At 49.5% G+C, this 19846-nt stretch carries 20 protein-coding genes and 2 tRNA genes; 8 read left to right on the plus strand and 14 right to left on the minus strand.

All coding sequences use genetic code 11. The features are described from left to right. Positions 1-30 precede the first annotated feature (30 nt). The 4 genes from fmt to GA004_RS16730 form a co-directional block, all read right to left on the minus strand. Positions 31-1011, minus strand: a complete 981-nt coding sequence (gene fmt / locus GA004_RS16715) for a methionyl-tRNA formyltransferase (RefSeq protein ID WP_283395018.1) — start codon at positions 1009-1011, stop codon at positions 31-33. A gap of 59 nt (positions 1012-1070) precedes the next feature. Beyond that, positions 1071-2483: a ribosome biogenesis GTPase Der gene (der, locus tag GA004_RS16720; RefSeq protein WP_283395019.1), complete on the minus strand. Its 1413-nt coding sequence runs from the start codon at positions 2481-2483 to the stop codon at positions 1071-1073. A gap of 68 nt (positions 2484-2551) precedes the next feature. Further along, complete coding sequence (locus GA004_RS16725) at positions 2552-3757, minus strand: aminotransferase class I/II-fold pyridoxal phosphate-dependent enzyme (RefSeq protein WP_283395020.1); 1206 nt, start codon at positions 3755-3757, stop codon at positions 2552-2554. A gap of 89 nt (positions 3758-3846) precedes the next feature. After that, on the minus strand, positions 3847-4329 hold the full coding sequence (locus GA004_RS16730) for an Lrp/AsnC family transcriptional regulator (protein ID WP_283395021.1): 483 nt from the start codon (positions 4327-4329) through the stop codon (positions 3847-3849). A gap of 105 nt (positions 4330-4434) precedes the next feature. Between GA004_RS16730 and ffh the strand changes: the two genes are divergently transcribed. Next, positions 4435-5829 (plus strand): signal recognition particle protein, encoded by a 1395-nt coding sequence (gene ffh, locus GA004_RS16735; protein WP_283395022.1) that lies wholly within the window; start codon positions 4435-4437, stop codon positions 5827-5829. A gap of 78 nt (positions 5830-5907) precedes the next feature. Here ffh and GA004_RS16740 read toward each other — a convergent pair whose 3' ends face one another. The 6 genes from GA004_RS16740 to ilvN all read right to left on the minus strand — a co-directional run bounded on the left by GA004_RS16740 (position 5908) and on the right by ilvN (position 11269). Next, on the minus strand, positions 5908-6528 hold the full coding sequence (locus GA004_RS16740) for a hypothetical protein (protein WP_283395023.1): 621 nt from the start codon (positions 6526-6528) through the stop codon (positions 5908-5910). A gap of 62 nt (positions 6529-6590) precedes the next feature. Then, positions 6591-7238: a phosphoribosylanthranilate isomerase gene (locus GA004_RS16745; protein ID WP_283395024.1), complete on the minus strand. Its 648-nt coding sequence runs from the start codon at positions 7236-7238 to the stop codon at positions 6591-6593. Positions 7239-7242: 4 nt separating this feature from the next. Next, positions 7243-8343 (minus strand): DegT/DnrJ/EryC1/StrS family aminotransferase, encoded by a 1101-nt coding sequence (locus tag GA004_RS16750; protein WP_283395025.1) that lies wholly within the window; start codon positions 8341-8343, stop codon positions 7243-7245. Between the two features lie 2 nt (positions 8344-8345). Then, positions 8346-9878 (minus strand): uroporphyrinogen-III C-methyltransferase, encoded by a 1533-nt coding sequence (cobA, locus tag GA004_RS16755; protein ID WP_283395026.1) that lies wholly within the window; start codon positions 9876-9878, stop codon positions 8346-8348. Continuing rightward, positions 9871-10746 (minus strand): hydroxymethylbilane synthase, encoded by an 876-nt coding sequence (gene hemC / locus GA004_RS16760; protein WP_283395027.1) that lies wholly within the window; start codon positions 10744-10746, stop codon positions 9871-9873. The genes cobA and hemC overlap by 8 nt, the downstream gene beginning before the upstream one ends. A 52-nt stretch (positions 10747-10798) precedes the next feature. Continuing rightward, positions 10799-11269 carry an acetolactate synthase small subunit gene (gene ilvN, locus GA004_RS16765; protein WP_283395028.1) on the minus strand — a complete coding sequence of 157 codons (471 nt, stop codon included), beginning with the start codon at positions 11267-11269 and terminating at the stop codon, positions 10799-10801. Between the two features lie 174 nt (positions 11270-11443). Between ilvN and GA004_RS16770 the strand changes: the two genes are divergently transcribed. The 3 genes from GA004_RS16770 (at position 11444) to GA004_RS16780 (ending at position 13157) form a co-directional block, all read left to right on the plus strand. Continuing rightward, positions 11444-11520: transfer RNA gene (locus GA004_RS16770), tRNA-Val, on the plus strand. 272 nt (positions 11521-11792) lie between these two features. Next, on the plus strand, positions 11793-12197 hold the full coding sequence (locus GA004_RS16775; RefSeq protein WP_283395029.1) for a hypothetical protein: 405 nt from the start codon (positions 11793-11795) through the stop codon (positions 12195-12197). Between the two features lie 42 nt (positions 12198-12239). Continuing rightward, entirely contained in the window at positions 12240-13157 is a 918-nt protein-coding gene (locus GA004_RS16780) for an alpha/beta hydrolase (protein WP_283395030.1), read from the plus strand. Between the two features lie 124 nt (positions 13158-13281). On the opposite strand, the gene GA004_RS16785 is transcribed toward GA004_RS16780, so the two are convergent. From GA004_RS16785 to GA004_RS16795, 3 genes are all read right to left on the minus strand, one after another. After that, positions 13282-13566, minus strand: a complete 285-nt coding sequence (locus GA004_RS16785) for a hypothetical protein (protein ID WP_283395031.1) — start codon at positions 13564-13566, stop codon at positions 13282-13284. A 305-nt stretch (positions 13567-13871) separates the two neighbouring features. After that, entirely contained in the window at positions 13872-14333 is a 462-nt protein-coding gene (locus GA004_RS16790) for a hypothetical protein (RefSeq protein WP_283395032.1), read from the minus strand. 68 nt (positions 14334-14401) lie between these two features. After that, positions 14402-15403: an aspartate-semialdehyde dehydrogenase gene (locus GA004_RS16795; RefSeq protein WP_283395033.1), complete on the minus strand. Its 1002-nt coding sequence runs from the start codon at positions 15401-15403 to the stop codon at positions 14402-14404. Positions 15404-15518: 115 nt separating this feature from the next. Here GA004_RS16795 and GA004_RS16800 point away from each other — a divergent pair, with 115 nt between their 5' ends. The 4 genes from GA004_RS16800 to GA004_RS16815 all read left to right on the plus strand — a co-directional run bounded on the left by GA004_RS16800 (position 15519) and on the right by GA004_RS16815 (position 18779). Then, complete coding sequence (locus tag GA004_RS16800; RefSeq protein ID WP_283395034.1) at positions 15519-16058, plus strand: L,D-transpeptidase; 540 nt, start codon at positions 15519-15521, stop codon at positions 16056-16058. An 83-nt stretch (positions 16059-16141) separates the two neighbouring features. Further along, positions 16142-18241: an ATP-dependent DNA helicase gene (locus GA004_RS16805; RefSeq protein WP_283395035.1), complete on the plus strand. Its 2100-nt coding sequence runs from the start codon at positions 16142-16144 to the stop codon at positions 18239-18241. Positions 18242-18278: 37 nt separating this feature from the next. Continuing rightward, complete coding sequence (locus GA004_RS16810; RefSeq protein ID WP_283395036.1) at positions 18279-18590, plus strand: CDC27 family protein; 312 nt, start codon at positions 18279-18281, stop codon at positions 18588-18590. Between the two features lie 114 nt (positions 18591-18704). Next, a tRNA-Met gene (locus GA004_RS16815) sits at positions 18705-18779 on the plus strand. A 124-nt stretch (positions 18780-18903) separates the two neighbouring features. On the opposite strand, the gene GA004_RS16820 is transcribed toward GA004_RS16815, so the two are convergent. Continuing rightward, positions 18904-19794: a 5'-3' exonuclease gene (locus tag GA004_RS16820; protein ID WP_283395037.1), complete on the minus strand. Its 891-nt coding sequence runs from the start codon at positions 19792-19794 to the stop codon at positions 18904-18906. Between the last annotated feature and the right edge of the window lie 52 nt (positions 19795-19846).

Genomic DNA, 19846 nt, shown 5'->3' on the forward strand with positions numbered 1-19846 from the left:
TCTGAATGGGAAACAATTGTTAAGCTACCTTCAAAAATACTGCTTCGACACCAAACTTGCCATTTCCACGGATTCCAGAACGGTCCCCACAGGCAGCTCAAAACCTCGAACAAAACTGGCCGCACCGAGCATTTTCCCACCAGGTCGCTGTAATTGCTTGAGGTACAATGCGCCTGTCCCGCAGGCCACTGCCAAACCTTCCGCCTCCAAACTGATCACCTGACCCGCTGAAGCCTCAAGTTCTAGTGCACCGTGGTCGGCTAAGCCGACTTTTATAACCGAGTCGCCATATCTGAATCGAGTTCCTGGCCAGGGAAACAGAGCATTAACTCTCTTGGCAACTTCCTCCGCAGGGCGTCTAAAATCGAGTCCTCCATCTGCCTTAGTCAACTTTCGCACATAGGAGACCCTGTTTTCGTCCTGTGGATTTGGCATCGCACCGCCCGAAAAAACGAGGGGCAAACACCTTTCCAACAAAGGCAGGCAGGCTCGGGAAAGTTTGGTTTCCAAAGTCAAGGCCGTATCCAAATGTTCGATATTCACTTTTTCTACATCAAGAACGGGCCCTGCATCCATTTCTTTAACGACTTTCATGAAACTTACCCCCGTTTCTAGGTCACCAGAAGCAATAGCGGATTGAATGGGAGCAGCTCCACGATATCTAGGAAGTATCGAAGTATGCAAATTCCAAATTCCCAAAGGAGGTGTATCAATCAATACTTGGGGCAATAAGTGACCATAAGCCATAACAAGGATCGTATCTGCGTTGATCGCTTCGATTTCATACCTCACCGATTGATCCACACGATACGGTTGAAAAACGGGGACACCATTCTCCCGTGCCCACAATTTGATGGCATTAGCCTCTATCCGTTTTCCTCTCCCTCTAGGTTTATCAGGTTGGGTGTACACTGCTGACAGACCAATGCTTCCACAACTCCCGTCCAAAATCGCGTTCAACGCAGGAAGCGCTATTGAATCCGATCCCATGAATATTAGCTTTTGCCTCATGCTTCTATTCAACCCGACCCTAATCCAAAACAACTCGTCAATCTATAAGTGAATTCCACTTAATCAGTTTTCACATACGGATTCTTCTTGTTCACGAGATCAAATACTACAGGGCAACCCTCAAGTTTGAACGCATCAACTACCGCCGCTTGCATGTAGCGCTTGTAGGAATCGTTTAACTTTTTGGCCTGGTTGCAAAACACCTTTATCCGATAAGGGCGATTCGCGATATGTACTGCATAATATATACGAAAGCGACGACCGTCGACTTTTGGTGCCGGCATACGATCCGCTAATTTATAAAGCATACTATTCAATCTGCCCGTGGAAATCTTTTTTTCCGTACGCTTGTCCATCTGGCGGGCATCGTAAAGCATCTTTTCAATGTCGATGTTTTCTAGAGCCGATACAAATCTTATGGGGGAACCCGGTGTAAAGAAAATCTCCCTACGAAGCCCTTTCTCGAAAGCCTTTCTAAATTCACTCTCGGTTTCAAACCCGTCTATTTCGCCCTTCTCCCAGGCCTCTAAAGCCAAATCCCATTTGTTGACCACAATAACGATCGGCTTGTTGAGCTTAGATGCCTCGCCCGCAATCGCTTTGTCTTGATGGGTCGGACCTTCCTTCGCATCGAGCACCATAAATACAACGTCCACATCTCGAATCGCATCAAGAGAACGAACTCGTGAGAAATATTCCACCGATGAGCTGAGCTTGGTTTTCTTTCGAATTCCTGCGGTGTCGGTCATAATAAAATGCCAGTCTTCACCACGCTTAGACCTCCAGGTGAAAGGCGTTTCAATGGAATCTCGAGTCGTGCCAGGAATGTCACTAACGATGAACCGCTCTGACTTGACGAGACAATTGCTCAATGAGGACTTTCCTACATTTGGGCGACCAATAAAACAAACTCGAATCTTTTTCCGGCCATCGTCGACTTTGGGTTCGGGAGGTCCCGCGATTTCATCACGTTTCGCTAATACAAGAGAACGTAAACTCGAGATCCCCCTGTCATGCTCAGCCGAAACGAGGTACGGTTTGCCAAGGCCAAGCGAGAAGAACTCGTTTATCTCGATCTCTGTGTCTGCCTTATCGACTTTATTGACGACCAGTCCTACCGGTTTTTTATTCCGGCGCAGGATTTCCGCCATTTCCAAGTCCAGAGGAACCAGACCCTCTCGGCCGTCCACAACCATCAAAACGTAGTCCGCCGTATCGATCGAAAATGCGATCTGGCCTTCAACCGCATCAACCAGCCGCTCAGGTGTATCGCTCATCCCCGGCACTAGACCCATCCCCCCTGTATCCATCAACGAATAGCCGTCTTCATCAATATCGAAGGTCAAAATATCTCGGGTCACTCCCGGCATATCATGGACAATGGATACACGTCTCCCAATCATCCGGTTGAAAAGTCGGCTTTTACCAACATTCGGACGTCCGACGATCGCGACAGTAAAGTGTGATGACATAATAGATATTCTATGTATACAAAGCAGCGAGTAGAGAATTCTACTGGTTGCTACCCTTGTTAAATTTTCTAGATCGAAGCGCTCGCTGCAACCGCTCTCTCAGCACCTAAAGACGCGACGAAGCGCTCGATTCGGTTGCAAGCTTCCAATAGGTCCTCATAGCCTGATGCAAAGCTGCAACGCGCAAATCCTTCCCCAAATTCGCCAAACGCACTCCCCGGAACCATGGCCACTTTCTCTTTTTCCAAAAGCTGCTTGGCGAATTCGACTGATGAAAGCCCCGTCGATTCGATGTTTGGGAAAGCGTAAAACGTCGCTTGAGGCAAATGACAAGTAAGCCCCATCTCATTGAATCTACGAACAACCAAATCTCGACGACGACGATATTGTTGCTTCATTTTTTGAACACCGTCGTACCCATTTCGCAACGCCTCTACCGCCGCGTCTTGGGCGATTATGGACGCGCACATCATCGAGTACTGATGCACCTTCATCATTGCTTCAATCAAAACCGCAGGAGCGCAAGCATAACCCAGGCGCCACCCGGTCATCGCCCAGGCCTTAGAGCAACCGTGAAGGAAAATCGTTCGCTCCTTCATCCCCGGAAAATTCACTATGCTTACATGCTCACCGTCGTAGGTGAGTTCCGCATAAATCTCATCGCTGATTACAACAAGGTCTTTTTCCACCGCAAATCGGGCGATCTCTTCGAGTTCGTCCCGCTCAGCAACACCACCCGTCGGATTGCAAGGCAAGTTAATGATCAGGGCCTTGCATCCGGGCACCCACGATTTTTTCACCTCCGCTGCCTTTATCGTAAAGGCGGACTCCGCGTCCGTCTTGATCGGAATACCAATCCCATGGGCCAGCATTACCGTCGGATGATAAGACACAAAGCAGGGGTCCTGGTAGAGAACCTTGTCTCCCGGATTAAGGATGGCTCGCAACGCGATATCCATCGCTTCAGAAACACCAACGGTGACAATAACTTCGCTCTTCGGATCGTATTTAATATTAAAATACTTATCTATATAATCCGAAATTGCCCGACGCAACTCGAGCGTCCCGAGATTTGACGTATAAAAAGTACGGCCCTTTTCAATCGAGTAAATCGCAGCCTCTCTGATATGCCAAGGTGTCGTAAAGTCAGGCTCGCCAATTCCAAGGGAAATGACGTCTTCCATTCCCGCGACAAGCTCAAAGAAGTCTCGGATACCCGAACGAGGAAGTCCGGTGACATGATCGGCAACAAAACGGTTTTCTGAGTTTTCCACGAATAAATTGAGTTTAAGCTAGGTCAAGGGCGACACCATGGATCGGAACCCCATGGGCTCATCCAAAGTTCTTCTGGCTAGCAACGGTTCTACGGCGAAACATCCAAGCGATCCTTGTCCTCCTTGGGCTGCTCAATCAGGAAGCCTTGCTCTTTGTACCCTCTCAACATGAAATGCGTCGCCGTTGAAACAATCCCTTCAATCGTCGATAGCCGTTCCGAAACAAACGAGGCCACTTTGTGGAGCGTAGATTGTCGCACGACTACGAGAAGATCATAGGATCCAGACATTAGGTAACAGGATTCCACTTCATCAAATCGAGCTATTCTTTGAGCCAAACGATTGAACCCGCCCTCTCTCTCTGGGGTAATTTTCACTTCAATCACCCCACGAACGGTCATTTCCGCATCTGCCTCTGGATTCAACACCGGGATCCAGCCCAGCAAAACGCCTTTTTCCTTCAATGTTGATAGCTGTTCCTTCAAAAGGTCTTCGGACATGCCAAGAATTTCAGCCATCTGGCTCTCGTTCAGACGCTCTCCTTCAGTAAGAAGCTTTAATACCTCGTTCATGATGGCCGACAAAATGCACGCTCCTGAAATAATATCCAGCCGTAAATCGAATCACGCCCATCGAAAGCTTTACGCCTTGAAACAATCTTCCCAATATCTCCATCCATGTTTGAAAGCCTAACCGACAAACTGTCTCACGCCATGCGCCAACTTCGCGGTACGGCGAAGCTGAGCGAGGAAAATATGTCCGAAGCTCTGAAGGAGGTGCGCGCCGCCCTCCTTTCCGCCGACGTCCACTTCAAAGTCGCGCGGGAGTTTATTGAAACCGTTAAGGAAAAGTGCGTCGGACAAGAAGTCCTGAAGTCGGTTACTCCGAGCCAACAGATCATCAAGATCATCAACGACGAGTTGGTTAGACTCTTAGGTGAGGGTGAAACGGAGCTGTCAACCAATCGGCCCCTCAAAATATTGATGGTGGGTCTGCAAGGAGGGGGAAAGACAACCACCTCTGCCAAGATCGCGAAGTTTCTCAAAAAAGAGGGCTACAATCCTCTTTTAGTTGCCTGCGACATCTATCGTCCCGCTGCGATCGACCAGCTTGAATCCGTCGGTGAACAGATTGGCGTTCCTGTATTTTCAGATAGATCATCGCCCGACGTTCCTCTGATTGGCGAAAACGCGCTAAAGCAGAGCCAAATTGAAGGACGTGACCTGATCATTTTCGATACCGCAGGACGGCTCCAAATTGACGCCCCACTGATCGAGGAAATCAAGGAACTCAAACGACGCATTCAACCCGACGAAGTCATTCTGGTCGCGGATGGAGCGATCGGTCAGGAAGCAATTAATGTGGCCGAGTCCTTCCACGAAGCAGTCGAGCTAACGGGGATCGCCATGACAAAACTCGATGGAGACGCCCGGGGTGGCGCGGCTCTCTCGATGAAGCAAATCACCAACGTTCCGATCAAATTTGCAGGTACCGGCGAGAAGCTGGAGGACTTCGATCTTTTCCATGCCGACCGGATGGCTTCACGGATTCTCGGGATGGGCGACGTGGTTTCGCTCGTCGAAAAGGCCCAAGAATCGATCGACGAGAAAGAGGCGGAGAGAATGGCCGGCCGCATGATGGCTGCCGATTTTAATTTCGAAGATATGCTCAACCAGTTCAGCCAAGTCAAAAAACTGGGCTCAATGCAGTCAATTATGGGAATGATGCCAGGTATGAGCGGAATGAAAATGGACGACAAAGCGGAAAATCAGATGAAGCAGTCCGAAGCGATCATTCTCTCCATGACGCTACAAGAACGTCGCTCGCCTAATGTCCTCAACGCCAGCCGCCGCAATCGTATTGCCAAAGGTTCCGGAGTCAAAATCAGCCAGGTCAATCAGCTCATCAAGCAGCACATGCAGATGAAGAAGATGATGAAAAAGCTTAACGGGGGCGGGAAAATGAAGAAAATGATGAAGCAAATGAAAGCTCAAGGCATGGACCCTTCTCAAATGGCCGGTGGCGACCTGGGTAGTGGGCTGGGCGGCTTTAAAGGAAAGCTTCCTTTTTAAAGGCAGCTCAACTGGTTCGGCTGAAACAAAAAGTTGGTAGAATAAAACCTGCTCTCTGCCTTCTACGCTATTTCGAACCTATTTCTGGTTTTGCAGTGCCTCTAGTTCCTTCTGCTGCTTCTCCCTTTTGGCTCTGGAGCTCTGAAGCGAGCTAATCAGCTTATCAAAGGCTCCTGCGATCTGTCCGGCATTGAAATTCGCCGAACGTCCAGGATCTCCCGCGGAAACGGGCCGGTCATACTGGCCTGACATGAACTCTTGGTCATTCCTCATCGTCACCATCATTTCGTGGGCCGCATCAGGATCAAGATCGGCGATTCTTTCGAGCCGGCGTCTTGGTTTAGGATCTAAGACTTCCATAAGTTCTCTCTGCAGCTTGATATCATCCCCGCCGACATTTAATGTCTTCAGTGTTACCAATTCCATCTCTTCCGAGTTTAGATGAGCGGGCAGACCCTCACTCATCTTCTCGTTTTGAGCTTTGGACTCCTTATAGAGTTTCTTGATCTCCGTTTCGTCGAAAATGGTCGTCCTGCTAATCTTCACCTTGTCGATCGAAGCCGGCTCCGCCTTCTGCTCAGCATTGGCCTCTTGTATCTCCCCAATTCTTGGCTTGGCAGTTTCATCAGCTACACCCAGAGGGCTGACAGCGAGACTTAATCCTAAAGTAGTGAAAAACAGAAGTGATCGGGAGGTCATAAGAAAAGAAGCTACTTTGACCCGTTACTCTAGCCCGTTTTGAGGCTATGGCGAAACAAAAATCATGTGTTTTGCAGCATAATTCTGACCTGTTCCAACTTATTTAGATCCTTCAACCCGGGAGATTTCTCAACCCCACTGTTCAAATCGACCTGCTTCGCTCCGGTTTTCTCAATGGCTTCGCGGACATTGCCCGGATTCAAGCCACCCGCCAGAACCCAATTCTTATCGGGGGACTTTCTCGACACTTGTTCGAAACCTTCCCAATCGCCAACTTTGCCTGTTCCGCCGAAAGCACCTTTCTGGTAGGTATCCCAAAGAAAGGTATTTGCGTAAGCTATAAGGGTTTCATCAAATTCCTCCTCTGGACCCACTTTTTGGGCTAACCAAAGCTTTTCCGGAGTCACTTGCCTTGACCACTCCTCGATCTGCTGCCGATAAGGCCCTGTTAATGGAAAGTGGATTTGATAGTAATCGAATCCTGCCTGCAGGAGAGCATTGAGCTGGTCCGCATCAGGTACAACCGTAACCGCCACTTTTGGCAAATCCGGTAATTCTGATTGAAACGTTTGGTACTCGTTCAAAGCGAGACATCGAGGCGACTTAGGATAGAAAATAAATCCAAGGAAGTCCGCTCCCATTGCAGCCGCATTTTTCGCATCACTCAGTCGCGTCAAACCGCAAACTTTGATTTTTACAACTCCTACCATCCGCTCAACCGACAAATTGGTTAATCTTCTCGATCACATAATCAACTTCCCCATCCTTTAATTCAGGAACGATTGGCAGACTCAGACAATTGCGAGCCAGATTCTCCGAAATAGGAAAATCTCCTTCTTTGTAACCTAAATAGGAAAAACAGGGCTGCAAATGCAACGGATAGGGGTACACGATATCGGTTCCAATTCCATTATCTGCTAGGTAGGTCTTCAATTGGTCACGCTCCGGGTGCTGAATTGTGAACATGTGATACACCGACTCCCCCCACTCAACAACTGCCGGAAGCTTGATTCGGAGGTTTTTGATTTCCTTTCCATAGCGACTCGCAATCAGCTGCCGCCGCTTCGTTTTCTCCGCCAAACTCGGGAGCTTAACGTTTAGGGACGCCGCCTGCAACCCTTCCATCCGGTTGTTGTATCCAACGAAGTGATTCAGATAGCGTTCTTTAGAACCGTGGGCTCTCAACACTTCGATTTGGTCGAGTAATGCGGAGTCACCTGACGTCACACATCCCCCTTCGCCCAATCCACCGAGATTTTTAGTCGGATAAAAAGAAAACGCTCCCGCATCGCCAATCTCCCCTACGGGTCTTCCTCGGTAAGTTGCCAAATGAGCTTGGGCTGCGTCCTCGACTAACTTGATTCTTTTTGAACGCGCGATCTCCAATATGGGATCCATGTCAGCCGATTGACCAAACAAATGCGTCACAACAATCGCCCTAGTTTTGTCCGTAATAGCAGCCTCAATACGATTTGGATCCAATGTATACGACTCGGGATCGATATCCACAAAAACGGCTCGGGCTCCAACATATTGGGCGAACCATGCCGATGCGATAAAGGTAAACGCGGGAACAATAACCTCATCTCCTCGACCGATACCCATGGCACAAGCGATCAAATGCAGTGCTTCGGTCCCACTGCCTAGACCCACGCAACGGGACACCCCTTGCGCTTTTCCGAATTCCAATTCGAATTGCGCGACATCCTTTCCAAGACAGAACCCACCATGCTCTATGGTGCTCGCAAATGCCTCCAAAAGCTCCGCTTTGATCGGATCGTGAGCCCGTTTGAGGTTAATAAAGGGTACTTTCATGTTCAATTCGATTCCTTCCCGAAGTTCCGTACAAGTTCCTCAACCAGACTATCAAGGCTGGCTTCCTTCGCCTGGAAATTTCTAGGCACTCCAAGCCGCTCCATACTAGCGCTCGTGATGGGGCCAATACTCACAGTCTTGGGTCGAATCGCATCGGCGCTTAAAACCAAGTCTTTCGCTTGATCCACAAAAGATTTCACGCCCGATGAACTAGTGAAAAGTATGGCATCTGCTCCTTGCTCTCTGAACGCTTTCGCAGCTGGATCGCTGGAGAGATCCGTTGGATCCGTACGATAGACTTCAAATCGATCAACGATCGCCCTCGCCTCTTCCAACTTCTTCAATAGGACATCTCTACCCAAATTCCCCGTAACCAATAGCACTTTCGCGCTATCCAAACTTTCCGTCGCCACGAGAGCGTCTGCCAGGCTCTCTGCATTCGCCTCCTCTGGTATCAGATCTGTGGCTACGTAGAACTTGCTGATTTCCTTGGCTGTTGACTTGCCAACGGCTGCTATACGAATAAAGCCTAAGGACCGTATATCGTCGAATTTTTCGAAGAACGTATCGAAAAAATGCCGTACGCCATTGGGGCTCGAGAAAACAATCCAGTCATAGCTGGCAAGTTCAGCAAACACGTCGTCTCGAGTCTGCTCATTTACGTTTCTGGAAATAGAAATCAAAGGCAGGCCGATCACCTCCGCTCCCAGTTTCTCCAGTTTTTCACTCAACTCACTCGCCTGTCCCTGACTTCGTGTCACAACGAAGCGCCGTCCTTGCAGAGGCTGTGACTCAAACCATGATATTTCGTCTCCCATTCCAGCATTCTCTCCTATAATTATGACGGCAGGTGATTTCAATTTAAACTCCTTGGCGTCACCACAAATTGTGCCCAAACTCCCCCGACACACACGCTGGCAGCCCAACGTCGCCCACTCAACACAGGCAACAGCCGTATCGCTCTCAAATCCAGCATCCATCAGACTGGCTGCTATTAGCTCCAGTCTTGAAATTCCCATGTAAACACAGACCGTACTATTCACCCGAGGAATGTTGGCCCAGTCCACCGAGATCTCTGGTTTTTCCGGGTCCTCGTGCCCCGTCACAATCACAAGGGTCGAACTCGAGTTTCGCTGCGTCAGAGGAGTCCCGCTAAAGGCTCCCGCCCCAATGGCAGCAGTTATTCCTGGAACGATCTCGAAATAGACCCCCTCTTGGCGCAAAAACAAAGCTTCCTCACTGCCACGACCAAAAATAAAAGGATCACCTCCTTTAAGCCGCACCACAAGCTTCCCCTCCCTCGCCTTTGCAACAATCAACGATTGGATCTCAGCTTGGGGAACTGAATGACAGCCCGACTTTTTGCCCACAAAAATCTGTTCGCATTTCTCCTTTTGCAAGGCAAGTACCGCGGGATGTACAAGCGAGTCGTAAATGAGCGTGTCGCAGGACTCAATGAGCTCCTTTGCTCTTACTGTTATCAAGCCAGGATTGCCAGGACCGGCACCAACCAAATAGACTGACCCCTTAGGCATGACCTAATTCGAGCTGCTGAATTAGCTGATCTGCTATTTCAGTCGGTTTTTCCTTAGCGTACTGAATGGGAATCGATCTGGATACCCTACCACAATCCTTGTGATAGATTCGCAGTTTCCCGTCGGAGTAATTTACTGCGAACGCAACCTGGCAACCCCCTCCAAGACGTTTCATAAACGCTCTCTCTAGACCTACTGCAATGCTCGTAGATGAGTCAAGAGCCCGTTCGTACTCCGGCACATCGCTCGTACGACACTGAATAGCTACCGCCGCTTGCCCAACCGCGGGAACACAATCATCCAAGCCAAGCTTAACAAACTCTGTTCCTTCCGACCCAACGATTCCCAGTCTCTTAAGACCGGCTGCCGCCAGTACCGTTGCATCTGCATAGCCTTCCGCTATTTTATTCAAACGCGTATCCACATTTCCGCGAATTTCGATGAATTCAGCCTTCGGATACAGGAATCTCAATTGGATCCGGCGACGCGGACTTCCGGTTGCAATCACCTTTGGTATTTCTATCCCCTTTTTCAATACTAGCACGTCTTCCGGGCTCTCTCGCGGCAGAAACCCGGCAATAGAAAGTCCTTTCGGCATTTCGGAAGGGAGGTCTTTTGCGCTGTGAACCGCAAAATCAGCTCGCTTCTCGAGTAGCGCATCTTCCAGCTCTTTCGTAAACAGCCCTTTTCCTCCCTCCTTTTCCAAAGACCATTCCCGCTGCCTGTCCCCTGTCGTGACCATTTTTTCGACGCGGTACACCGTTCCAGGGATTGCTTGCTCAAAACAAGCCACTGCCATTTCCGCCTGCTTCAGAGCGAGAGGGCTTTTCCGGGTCGCCACAACAAACTCTTTAGCTGGCTGTATCATGGCTGAAGGAATCTATTTAAAAGGCGTTCTAGCAGAGTAACTGCCAGAAAGTTTAGCGGTGCATCGCTAGATTGCCAGTACGGCCTAGCTCTATGATACCGAACTTCTCGATCAGGTTCAGAAATGCAGTAATCTTGCCTTCGTCTCCGGTAAGCTCCGCCACCAAATCCTCATGTTGTACACTTATGATATTTGCCCGAAACAATTCGCATATCTGGATGAGTTCCGATCGATTTTCCGCACTCACCTTTATTTTCACTAGAATCAATTCGCGCGAAACCGCTTGGCCCTTTTTGAAGTCGTGAACTTCTATAACGTTTATCAGCTTTTTGAGCTGCTTAGTGATCTGGTCTAACACCGAATCATCGCCTCGAACCACTGCCGTGACTCTAGATACTTTTGGGTCGTGCGTCGGCGCGACATTCAACGTATGAATGTTAAAGCCACGGCCGCTAAACAGACCCGAAATGCGAGCCAAAACACCGAATTTATTTTCTACGAGAACGGAGATAGTGTGTCTCATTGATTATACTGATTAAAATTAAAACGCCTTCATAGACAGCCCCACGGTGTCATGCAAGGGGGATTTGCATAAGTCTCACGCTCTCGTTCCCGCCTCTGACGTTACCCTGTTTTTTGTACAATTTTGCCTTGCCAAGGCCAATTGAATTCATCCTTATCTTCTGCCTTTTACGATGCGCGGGTAGCTCAGTTGGTTAGAGCAACTGGTTTACACCCAGTAGGTCGGGGGTTCGAGTCCCTCCTCGCGCACCACTGTTAAGCTCCTGAATATCAGATTTATGGGGATATTTGCATCGAAGTCCTTTTGTCTAAACTATGCCAACATAGGACAAATACCCGAGTAAAACTCCACTAAAAACTATTCTGTGAACGTTACCTTCCAACGGAGGCAGCTCACTTGAACCGTTGGAGTGTACCAGCCGACAACAGCGGGTCGGGGGCGGCAGCCGTATTGCAATTATTATGTATCAACTGCCCCCAAAAAATTGTCGCCCTTTGGGCCAATCTCTGCCCCAATCATCATCATGAAATTACTCCCCATCCTACTCGCCCTCAGTTGCCTTATATTTGCTGGCTGTCAGACTGCACAGAAATTAGCTGAGACCCAATCAGCCCAAATCCCCGAGGCGGATGAAGAACCGCTCGGTGGCCATTTCCTGATTAAATTTGTTAACCCTTTAAACGGGGCGGAAGTGAGCTCGGAATTACGGCTCAACGAAGAGGGTGAAGGATTTTCGGGCGCGATTATTTTTCCACAAGGCAAGGTGCCACTCAAAAACGTAGCCCTTGAAACTGATGGATCGGTAGCTGCAAATTTTATATACAGTGGTTATTCTTTTGATCTCAAAGCTGTCATCGATGGGGATAGCATCATGGGAGTGTTTAGTGGTCCGCGGAAAATCAGCTTCAGTGGATCGCGATTAGATTAGTGTTTCAAAGCCATCCTAATCTACCTTTTAAGCACCATAACTATGATCCATTCAATAATTTATATCGCCGCTCTCTTCTGGGGCATCTCATCAATAGCGACAGAAGGCTTTGCCCAGCGCAGAGCAGCGGATCAGGCTCCTAGAATAGAGCCTACGGTATCAAACGTTTCCTATGGTGAACATGAGCGTCACGTTCTGGACTTCTACAAAGCGGAGTCCTCATCACCTGCCCCGTTGGTTCTGTACATCCACGGAGGCGGTTTCGTGAGAGGAAGCAAGGACACTGTAAATCAGGAGACACTCAAGCAACTTCTTGACGCGGGGATTTCGGTGGCTGCCATCCACTACCGTCTGGCTGGCGAAGTGCCGCTTCCGGCTGCCCATAAGGACGCTCAGCGGGCGATTCAGACCTTGCGGTCCAAAGCGGACAAGTGGAACGTCGACAAAACCCAGGTAGGTGCCTTCGGTGGCTCTTCAGGTGCGCAGTTGTCCATGTGGCTGGCTTACCAGGATGATCAGGCCGATCCTGAAAGCAGTGACCCCATAGCCCGCGAATCCACGCGCTTAGCCTACGTGGCGCCGCTGAGCGGCCAGACAACGAATGACTTCGATTGGTGGCTTAATAATATACCTGGCTATGATGAATTACATCGGGCCAAAGCCGAAATTTTCGGAACGAATGACAAAGAAAAAATAGCCCTAATCGCCGAGAAGATTTCGGCCATTAACCTTGCGTCGGCCGACGACCCTCCCACTTACATGAGTTATCGCATGGCGCCTGGAGATCCGATTCCTGAAGGCGACCAGGCCACGGGTTGGAAAGTTCACCATGTTAGCTTCGGAATCACTTTGAAAAAGAAGCTCGACGCCTTGGGGGTCGAGAATTACCTCAACTATCCAAACGCCGATTCAAAGTACAAATCGGAAGCGGCGTTTTTTATAGACAAATTTGGCAAATAAGGACCAAAGGATGGAGATAATCTAGCACCTTCAGCAACTGCCTCCACTGCATCATCACGCGTTTCATCATACCCTTCTTCTATTTCCCTCCAGTGCCACAAGACCAGCTCTATTGCATCCTTTGCTAAGGGTTCAGTGATGGTCTGTTGTCTTTGAGAGAGACAAGAAAGCCAGCAAGACGTACAGCGTGTTCCCTGCCACGTCTCACAAACTGCTTTATGTCGCCATGATGGAAGGTTTCTTTATCAAGGTCGTTTGAGAACTTTCGGAACACCTCCTTGACTTCGGGACTGCACATAATGACCGTCTCGTTTTCCTTAGGAACTTTCCCATTCACGAAGGCTATTTGCCAGCAAGCGTATCGAAGGAGGGATGAGAAACCCGCAAAGGGTTCGGCGAAGCGACTCAAGGAGCGAAGATGGGATGGAGCGAAGTGTTTGTCCGGAGGACTTGAACCTTTCGAGGTTCAATCCAATCCCTACTCGTGCACCACTTTCCGTCGGCCGATTTTCTTTAATCTGAAAGTTTCTTCCAGCCAACGACCCCACAGGAACCTCAATAGCTTTGGCGAATCCACCTAGGTAGCTATGACGGAATAACACGAAAGTTTTGCGCGAGGTACTCGCAATCATCAGTTTTAATCCAACCCTTCCTCCCGAATCATTGCCATCTCCAAGGCATCAGCGAGATCGACGACTTGATTCTCTCCAGCACCTAAAAACGCGACGCATCTGGTTCTACGGCCGGTTTGGTTGCTGGAACAATTTCCCTCGGTTCGTTTTTCGATTTGAGCGAGACGCCAAATTTGATCCTAGCGTCATCCATACTAAAAAAATAGTACCGCTTGCCAATCGCACTATAGAGCTCATTGAACTGCAGGTTCCCATCGTACAGATAAAGAATCCCTTCGATACTCACGAAACTGCTTTCTGAAGGAAATTTGAAGGACCGTTTATTGGGAGGATTCTCTAATAAATAGTAGACACGGCCACTGATCGCGATGGCAGGAGCATTGAACGCGTCTCTATGATAGACCCCTTCCAGTCTAGCCTTCTGCCCAATGAGTTTGCCTAAATCCGCTTCGGATGCATAAGGAACTATGTCTGTCTGGGCAATGAGGCTAGAAAAGCAAAGGGTTATCATTCCCCCAACCAGGACCAAGATTCGCAAACTCATGTGACCTTACTATTTAGTATTCCGTGACCTCGGCAACTCGATATTTCACCCGGGACAATGCAACTTGCTCATCCTTCGCAGAGGCACTCAGCGATCTGTATCGCATTCAGCGCGGCCCCTTTCCAGAGCTGATCTCCTACCACCCAGTAGGCCAGCCCATTTTCAAAGGCGAGGTCCTTGCGAAAACGACCCACTCCACAAGCCTCCTTTTCCGCATAATCGAGCGGCATCGGATACCTTCCGTTTTCTGGGTCATCCACCAACTCAATGCCGGGAGCTGACTCGATGGCTGCTCTCGCTTCCTCGACAGAGACCTCTTTTTCAAATTCAGCATTCACCGAAACCGAATGCGAGCGCATTACCGGAATCCTAACACAAGTGCAGGACGCTATCAGATCAGGCAAATCCATGATCTTCCGGCTCTCATTCAACATCTTCATCTCCTCCTTAGTATATCCAGAATCAAGGAACGAATCGACATGCGGCAACGCATTCAGAGCTATCTGGTCAGGATAGGCCTCCACTGCAACCGCTTCTCCGCGGGAGATCTGGTCCATTTGGTTTTTTAGTTCCTCCATCGCCGCGACCCCGCTTCCACTGACCGCTTGGTAGGTTGAGGTTATCAAGCGCTTCAATCCAAAACGCTGATGCAGCGGAAAAGTCGCCATTAAGGTGATCGCGGTTGTACAGTTAGGATTCGCGATAATTCCCTCATGCTCCCTTGCCGCTGCCGCATTGATTTCCGGTATGACGAGAGGGACGTTCGAATCCATCCTGAAAGCCGAACTATTGTCGATCGCTACGACACCCGCTGCTGCCGCTGCGGGGCAAAGTGCCTTTGATAAAGTTCCACTCGCAGAAAATATCGCGAAGTCCAGTCCATCGAAACACGACTCGGTCGCCTCTTCAATAATGACAGACTCCCCCAATGCTGACACGCGCTTGCCAGCAGAGCGGCTCGACGAGAAGAGTCTCAACTCATCCAGCGGAAACTTTCTGTTCTCCAAGAGGGAAATCAGCTCCTGGCCGACCGCACCGGTCGCGCCCACAATACCTACTTTGTAACCCATTGTACTAAATTTATCTAAAATTTCTATCCGATCCCCCGCCTTCGATGGAAACGAATGGACCCGCTCGAATCATTCAATCAACTCTGGACGGTTACCGATCGACCATACTCTCCAAATGATTCCCGAATTTAATCAGCGATACACCGATAAGGTTGAAGCGCTAAATATCAAGCTCTCAGCGCGACGCTTGCTGGTATCAATCGAAAAGCAGACCCTGTACCTTCTCGAAAACAACCAGACTCTCATCGAATACAAGGTGTCTACCGGACTAAAACCACCTTCCAATATTGACGGTTCTGGAGGGACGCCTTTGGGCCTGCATCGAATTCGCGATAAAATCGGAAACGGAGCCGTGCTGGGCGAAGTCTTCAAAGGGCGGGTAAGCATCGGCAAACGCTATCAGGATCTCGACCCCGCGGACCAGAAACCTAACTTGATTACCACTCGGATCCTCTGGCTAGAGGGACTTGAGCCGGGCTTCAACAAAGGAGAGGACTGCGACTCCTACTCGAGGTTCATATACATCCACGGCACAAACCATGAAAACAGGATTGGTCGCCCTGCCAGTGGGGGCTGCATTCAACTATCAAACATCGACATGCTGACTCTTTACAATTCTGTGGAAGCCGGTGACCATGTTTTCATATGCGAGTGAAATAGCTACTGGAAGGCATCGGGGTTATTTGTCTCGGCGATAGCACCTCGTGAACAGAGTAAACATCCGGACATTAATATTCTATGATTTCGCCTAACGAGGGTGCAGAAAGCCGCTCGCCGTCCCCTTACTTGCCCGATATCGTTGCGCACGTTTTCAACGAAAAGGGCTGGCTGCAGTCCTCTCTCTCTCTCGAGCATCGCCCTGAACAAAGTTCTATGGCCAAAGCGGTAAGCTTATCCATGCAGGAAGACCAACCGCTTGTCTTTGAGGCAGGAACCGGTGTCGGGAAGAGCCTTGCTTATCTGATTCCAGGAGTCATCCACTCTATCGATTCAAAAAGACCCTGTATCGTTTCCTCCAATACGATTGCCCTACAGGAGCAGATCGAAAGAAACGACTTGCCGATTTGCCGCACTCTATTTCGCAAAGTTCCCGAACTTGAAAAGTATGCCGAATTTCGTTCTGTCATCCTTGTGGGGAAAGGAAATTATCTCTGCCCTACCCGCCTTGCCAACGCAATTGCTAACAAGACGGAACTATTCCCAAACGATGAGATTGATGAGCTGAAACGGATCGCGGACTGGTCGCAAAACACTAAATCGGGCCTGCGCCAAGATATGAATCCGATTCCCAACTACGATGTGTGGGAAATGGTCAATGCCGAAGGTTCAGCCTGTAATCGAAAGAACTGCAACTCAAACACCTGCTACTACCAAAAGGCTCGGGCTGAAATGCGTAAAGCCCAAGTGGTCATCGTAAACCACAGTTTGCTCTTTGCGCTTCTGAGTGCCGGAGGTCTGGCTCCCAACGCCAAGGGAATTCTCCTTCCTGAAGACTTTCTTATTATTGACGAGGCGCATACAACTGCCGAAGTGGCGACTGAACACTTCGGAGCTCGTATCAGTTCCTATGGTCTCGATCGTCAACTTAAGAGTCTGTTTAATCCGAAACGAAAGTCAGGTGTCGTCCGCAAGTGGGCTCACCCTAGACAGCTTCAAGCTATCGTAGACGCACAAGAAGCTTCGCAGGAATTTTTTGGATACATTGCGGCTACTCGACTGTCTCAACGCGCTATTGCCCGCATTTCAGAGCCTGACTGGTGCGAGCCCACCATTGTTTCTCCGCTTAAAGCAGTGGTTCAAGTTATGGATGGCATACTTTCGAAGATCGAAGACGGGGCGATGCACGACGAGCTCAAGGACCAGAGAAACCGAGTGCACAGCTACTACGCAGGAATCCGACGTTTCATCGACCTAGCAGAAGAGGATCATGTCCACTGGATTGAACGAAGTGGCCGGAGAAATCAGATTGTCACATTGCGCACCGCGCCCATTGAGATCGCTCCCTACCTCCGTGAAGAATTGTTTGGCGAAGATCGCTCAGTGGTCCTTACCAGCGCTACGCTCTCGATCGCGCAAGACTTAGTCCCTTTTCAATTAAAAGTCGGTGCCGAAGGCAAAACCTCCCACCGAGTCGAATCGCCCTTCGACTACGAGGCCAATACCCGGATCTACGTTGCGAGCGATATTCCTGCTCCCACCCCCGAAGAAGCGAAACTGGCAATCGAGACACTGATCGACTACATCAAATTCTGCGTGGATCGTGTAGCGGGGGGTACGCTTGTCCTCTTCACGAACTACTCAGACCTCAGGAAGGCCGGTGATGTGCTTGAATCTCACTTTCTCGATTCCGGTCGCGCATTCTTTGCCCAAGGACAAGGACTCAATCGATCCGAACTTTCCGCCGGTCTGCGAAACTCTGGTAATGGCGTTCTCTTTGGAACCGACAGCTTCTGGACCGGCGTAGACGTTCCTGGACCCGCTCTGTCACAAGTCATACTGACGCGGCTCCCATTCGATGTTCCCACCCACCCCATCGCTGAAGCGAAGTCCGAGCGGATCAAAGAACAAGGTGGAAATCCATTCGCAGAAATGACGTTGCCAGAGGCTCTAATTAAGTTCCGACAGGGCATCGGCAGACTGATACGAAAAAAAGACGACCAGGGAATCATCACGATTCTAGATTCCCGCGTACTGCAAAAATCTTATGGTCGCCAATTCTTGCAGAGTTTACCAAAGTCCAAGTTCATTCGCATGAACCAATCAGATCGCGAAGATCGTTTTCGCGACATTGATGAATCTATCTCTCCAACCCTTCGTAGAATCCCGCCCCGCCCATGAGTTCCCAGTCATTCAGCTGGAACAATCGTAGAATACAATGAAGTCCGAGAAATTCAAAGAGCTCCTCGCCGCAAATCCTGAAAACGAATTGTTCCGTTTTTCGCTCGGCCAATCGCTTATGGATGAGGGAAATCCCAACGAGGCGCTTCCTCTGTTCGAAAAGTGCCAGCAAAAGAAGCCGGATTGGATGATGGCTTCGATTCTCAAAGCTAAATGCCAAATAGCTCTGGAAAGAATGGAGGAGGCAAGGGTTGAACTAAATCAAGCCCTCAAACTCGCAATTGAGCAAGAGCATGAGGCACCGGAAGCCGAAATTAGAAAGCTCCTTGCCGCTATATCCCAAAATTGACTCTTCTATTAGGGTTCCGGCCGGGGGGATAATCCATCGGAACATCTAAACCAGATCTAAAGGAAACTTGACTTGACTTAGATTTGGAGCATTTTTCCTCCCTTTCCAACGGTTGCCAGGGTAGCTCAGTGGTAGAGCAGGAGACTCATAAGCTCTTGGTCGGCAGTTCAAATCTGCCCCTTGGCACCACCGTTTCGCCATCTGGGCCACGCACGGATGTCGCCAAATTGGAAATCCCAAAAATCGATCATTACGAGATACGTAGCGTTTCCGCCTCGCTTGAAAAACGAAGTAAGGTCAGACGCGCAATAGTCTACAGAGCCAACTCGCCCTGAGAATACCGCTTTTTTGCTTCTTTCAGATGCGTTTTCATCTCCATCTCTTCAAGAATTTTGAAAAGGCTTGTTGGGTCGACTACACCCGACGGAATAAACTCCGGCCCGCAATCCGGATCAAAAGTAATAATCTTCCGGTTAATCGCTAGTTGTTCACTCATCGTCGGAACAATCTCCTGAAATCGAACTGGCTTTAGGCTACTTGAATTACTGGCAACTCCTTCGATATCATCGTATTCATTCAACCACTTCACAGCGGTCTTCGGACCCACACCAGGAATTCCGGGAATATTGTCCGACGTATCTCCGATGAGTGACAAATAGTCTGCTATTTGGTTCGTTTTTACTCCAAACTTAGTTTCCACACCTTCTGGATCAATCACTCGCCAGCCCAGTCTTGGATTCGCAGTGGGAGGCGGCAGCAGCATGTGGATTCGATCTGTCACCGATTGGGCAAAATCCTTGTCGGCACTCACTATCATCACACGGGCATCCTCTTCCCTGGAACATAATCGATTCGCATAAGCAGCGAGGATGTCATCGGACTCGACCCCGTATTCTTCGTATATCCCATACCCCATCGCTTGCGTGAGAGCCTTGATAATCGGAACCTGCTTCTCAAAATCCTCGGGAGTTTCACCTCGATTCGCCTTGTATTCAGGTAATAATGCCAGCTTCGCTAGGGCTCCTCCAAGGTCGAAGAAGACGATCGTCTCATCTGGCTTCTGATCGTCCACGAGCTTCCACATCGAGCGAACCCAACCGTAGAGCGCATTCGTTGGAAATCCGTCGGAACGGGCTAATTCATGAACGGCATAATAGGCGCGAAACGCCATATTGAATCCGTCAACGAGCAAGTATTTTGGCATAACGCAATCCTCGCGCATCCGCACGAGGAAGGGCAAATATCAAATGTGGAAT

The sequence above is a fragment of the Candidatus Pelagisphaera phototrophica genome, assembly GCF_014529625.1.
GTDB classification, from domain to species: domain Bacteria; phylum Verrucomicrobiota; class Verrucomicrobiia; order Opitutales; family Opitutaceae; genus Pelagisphaera; species Pelagisphaera phototrophica.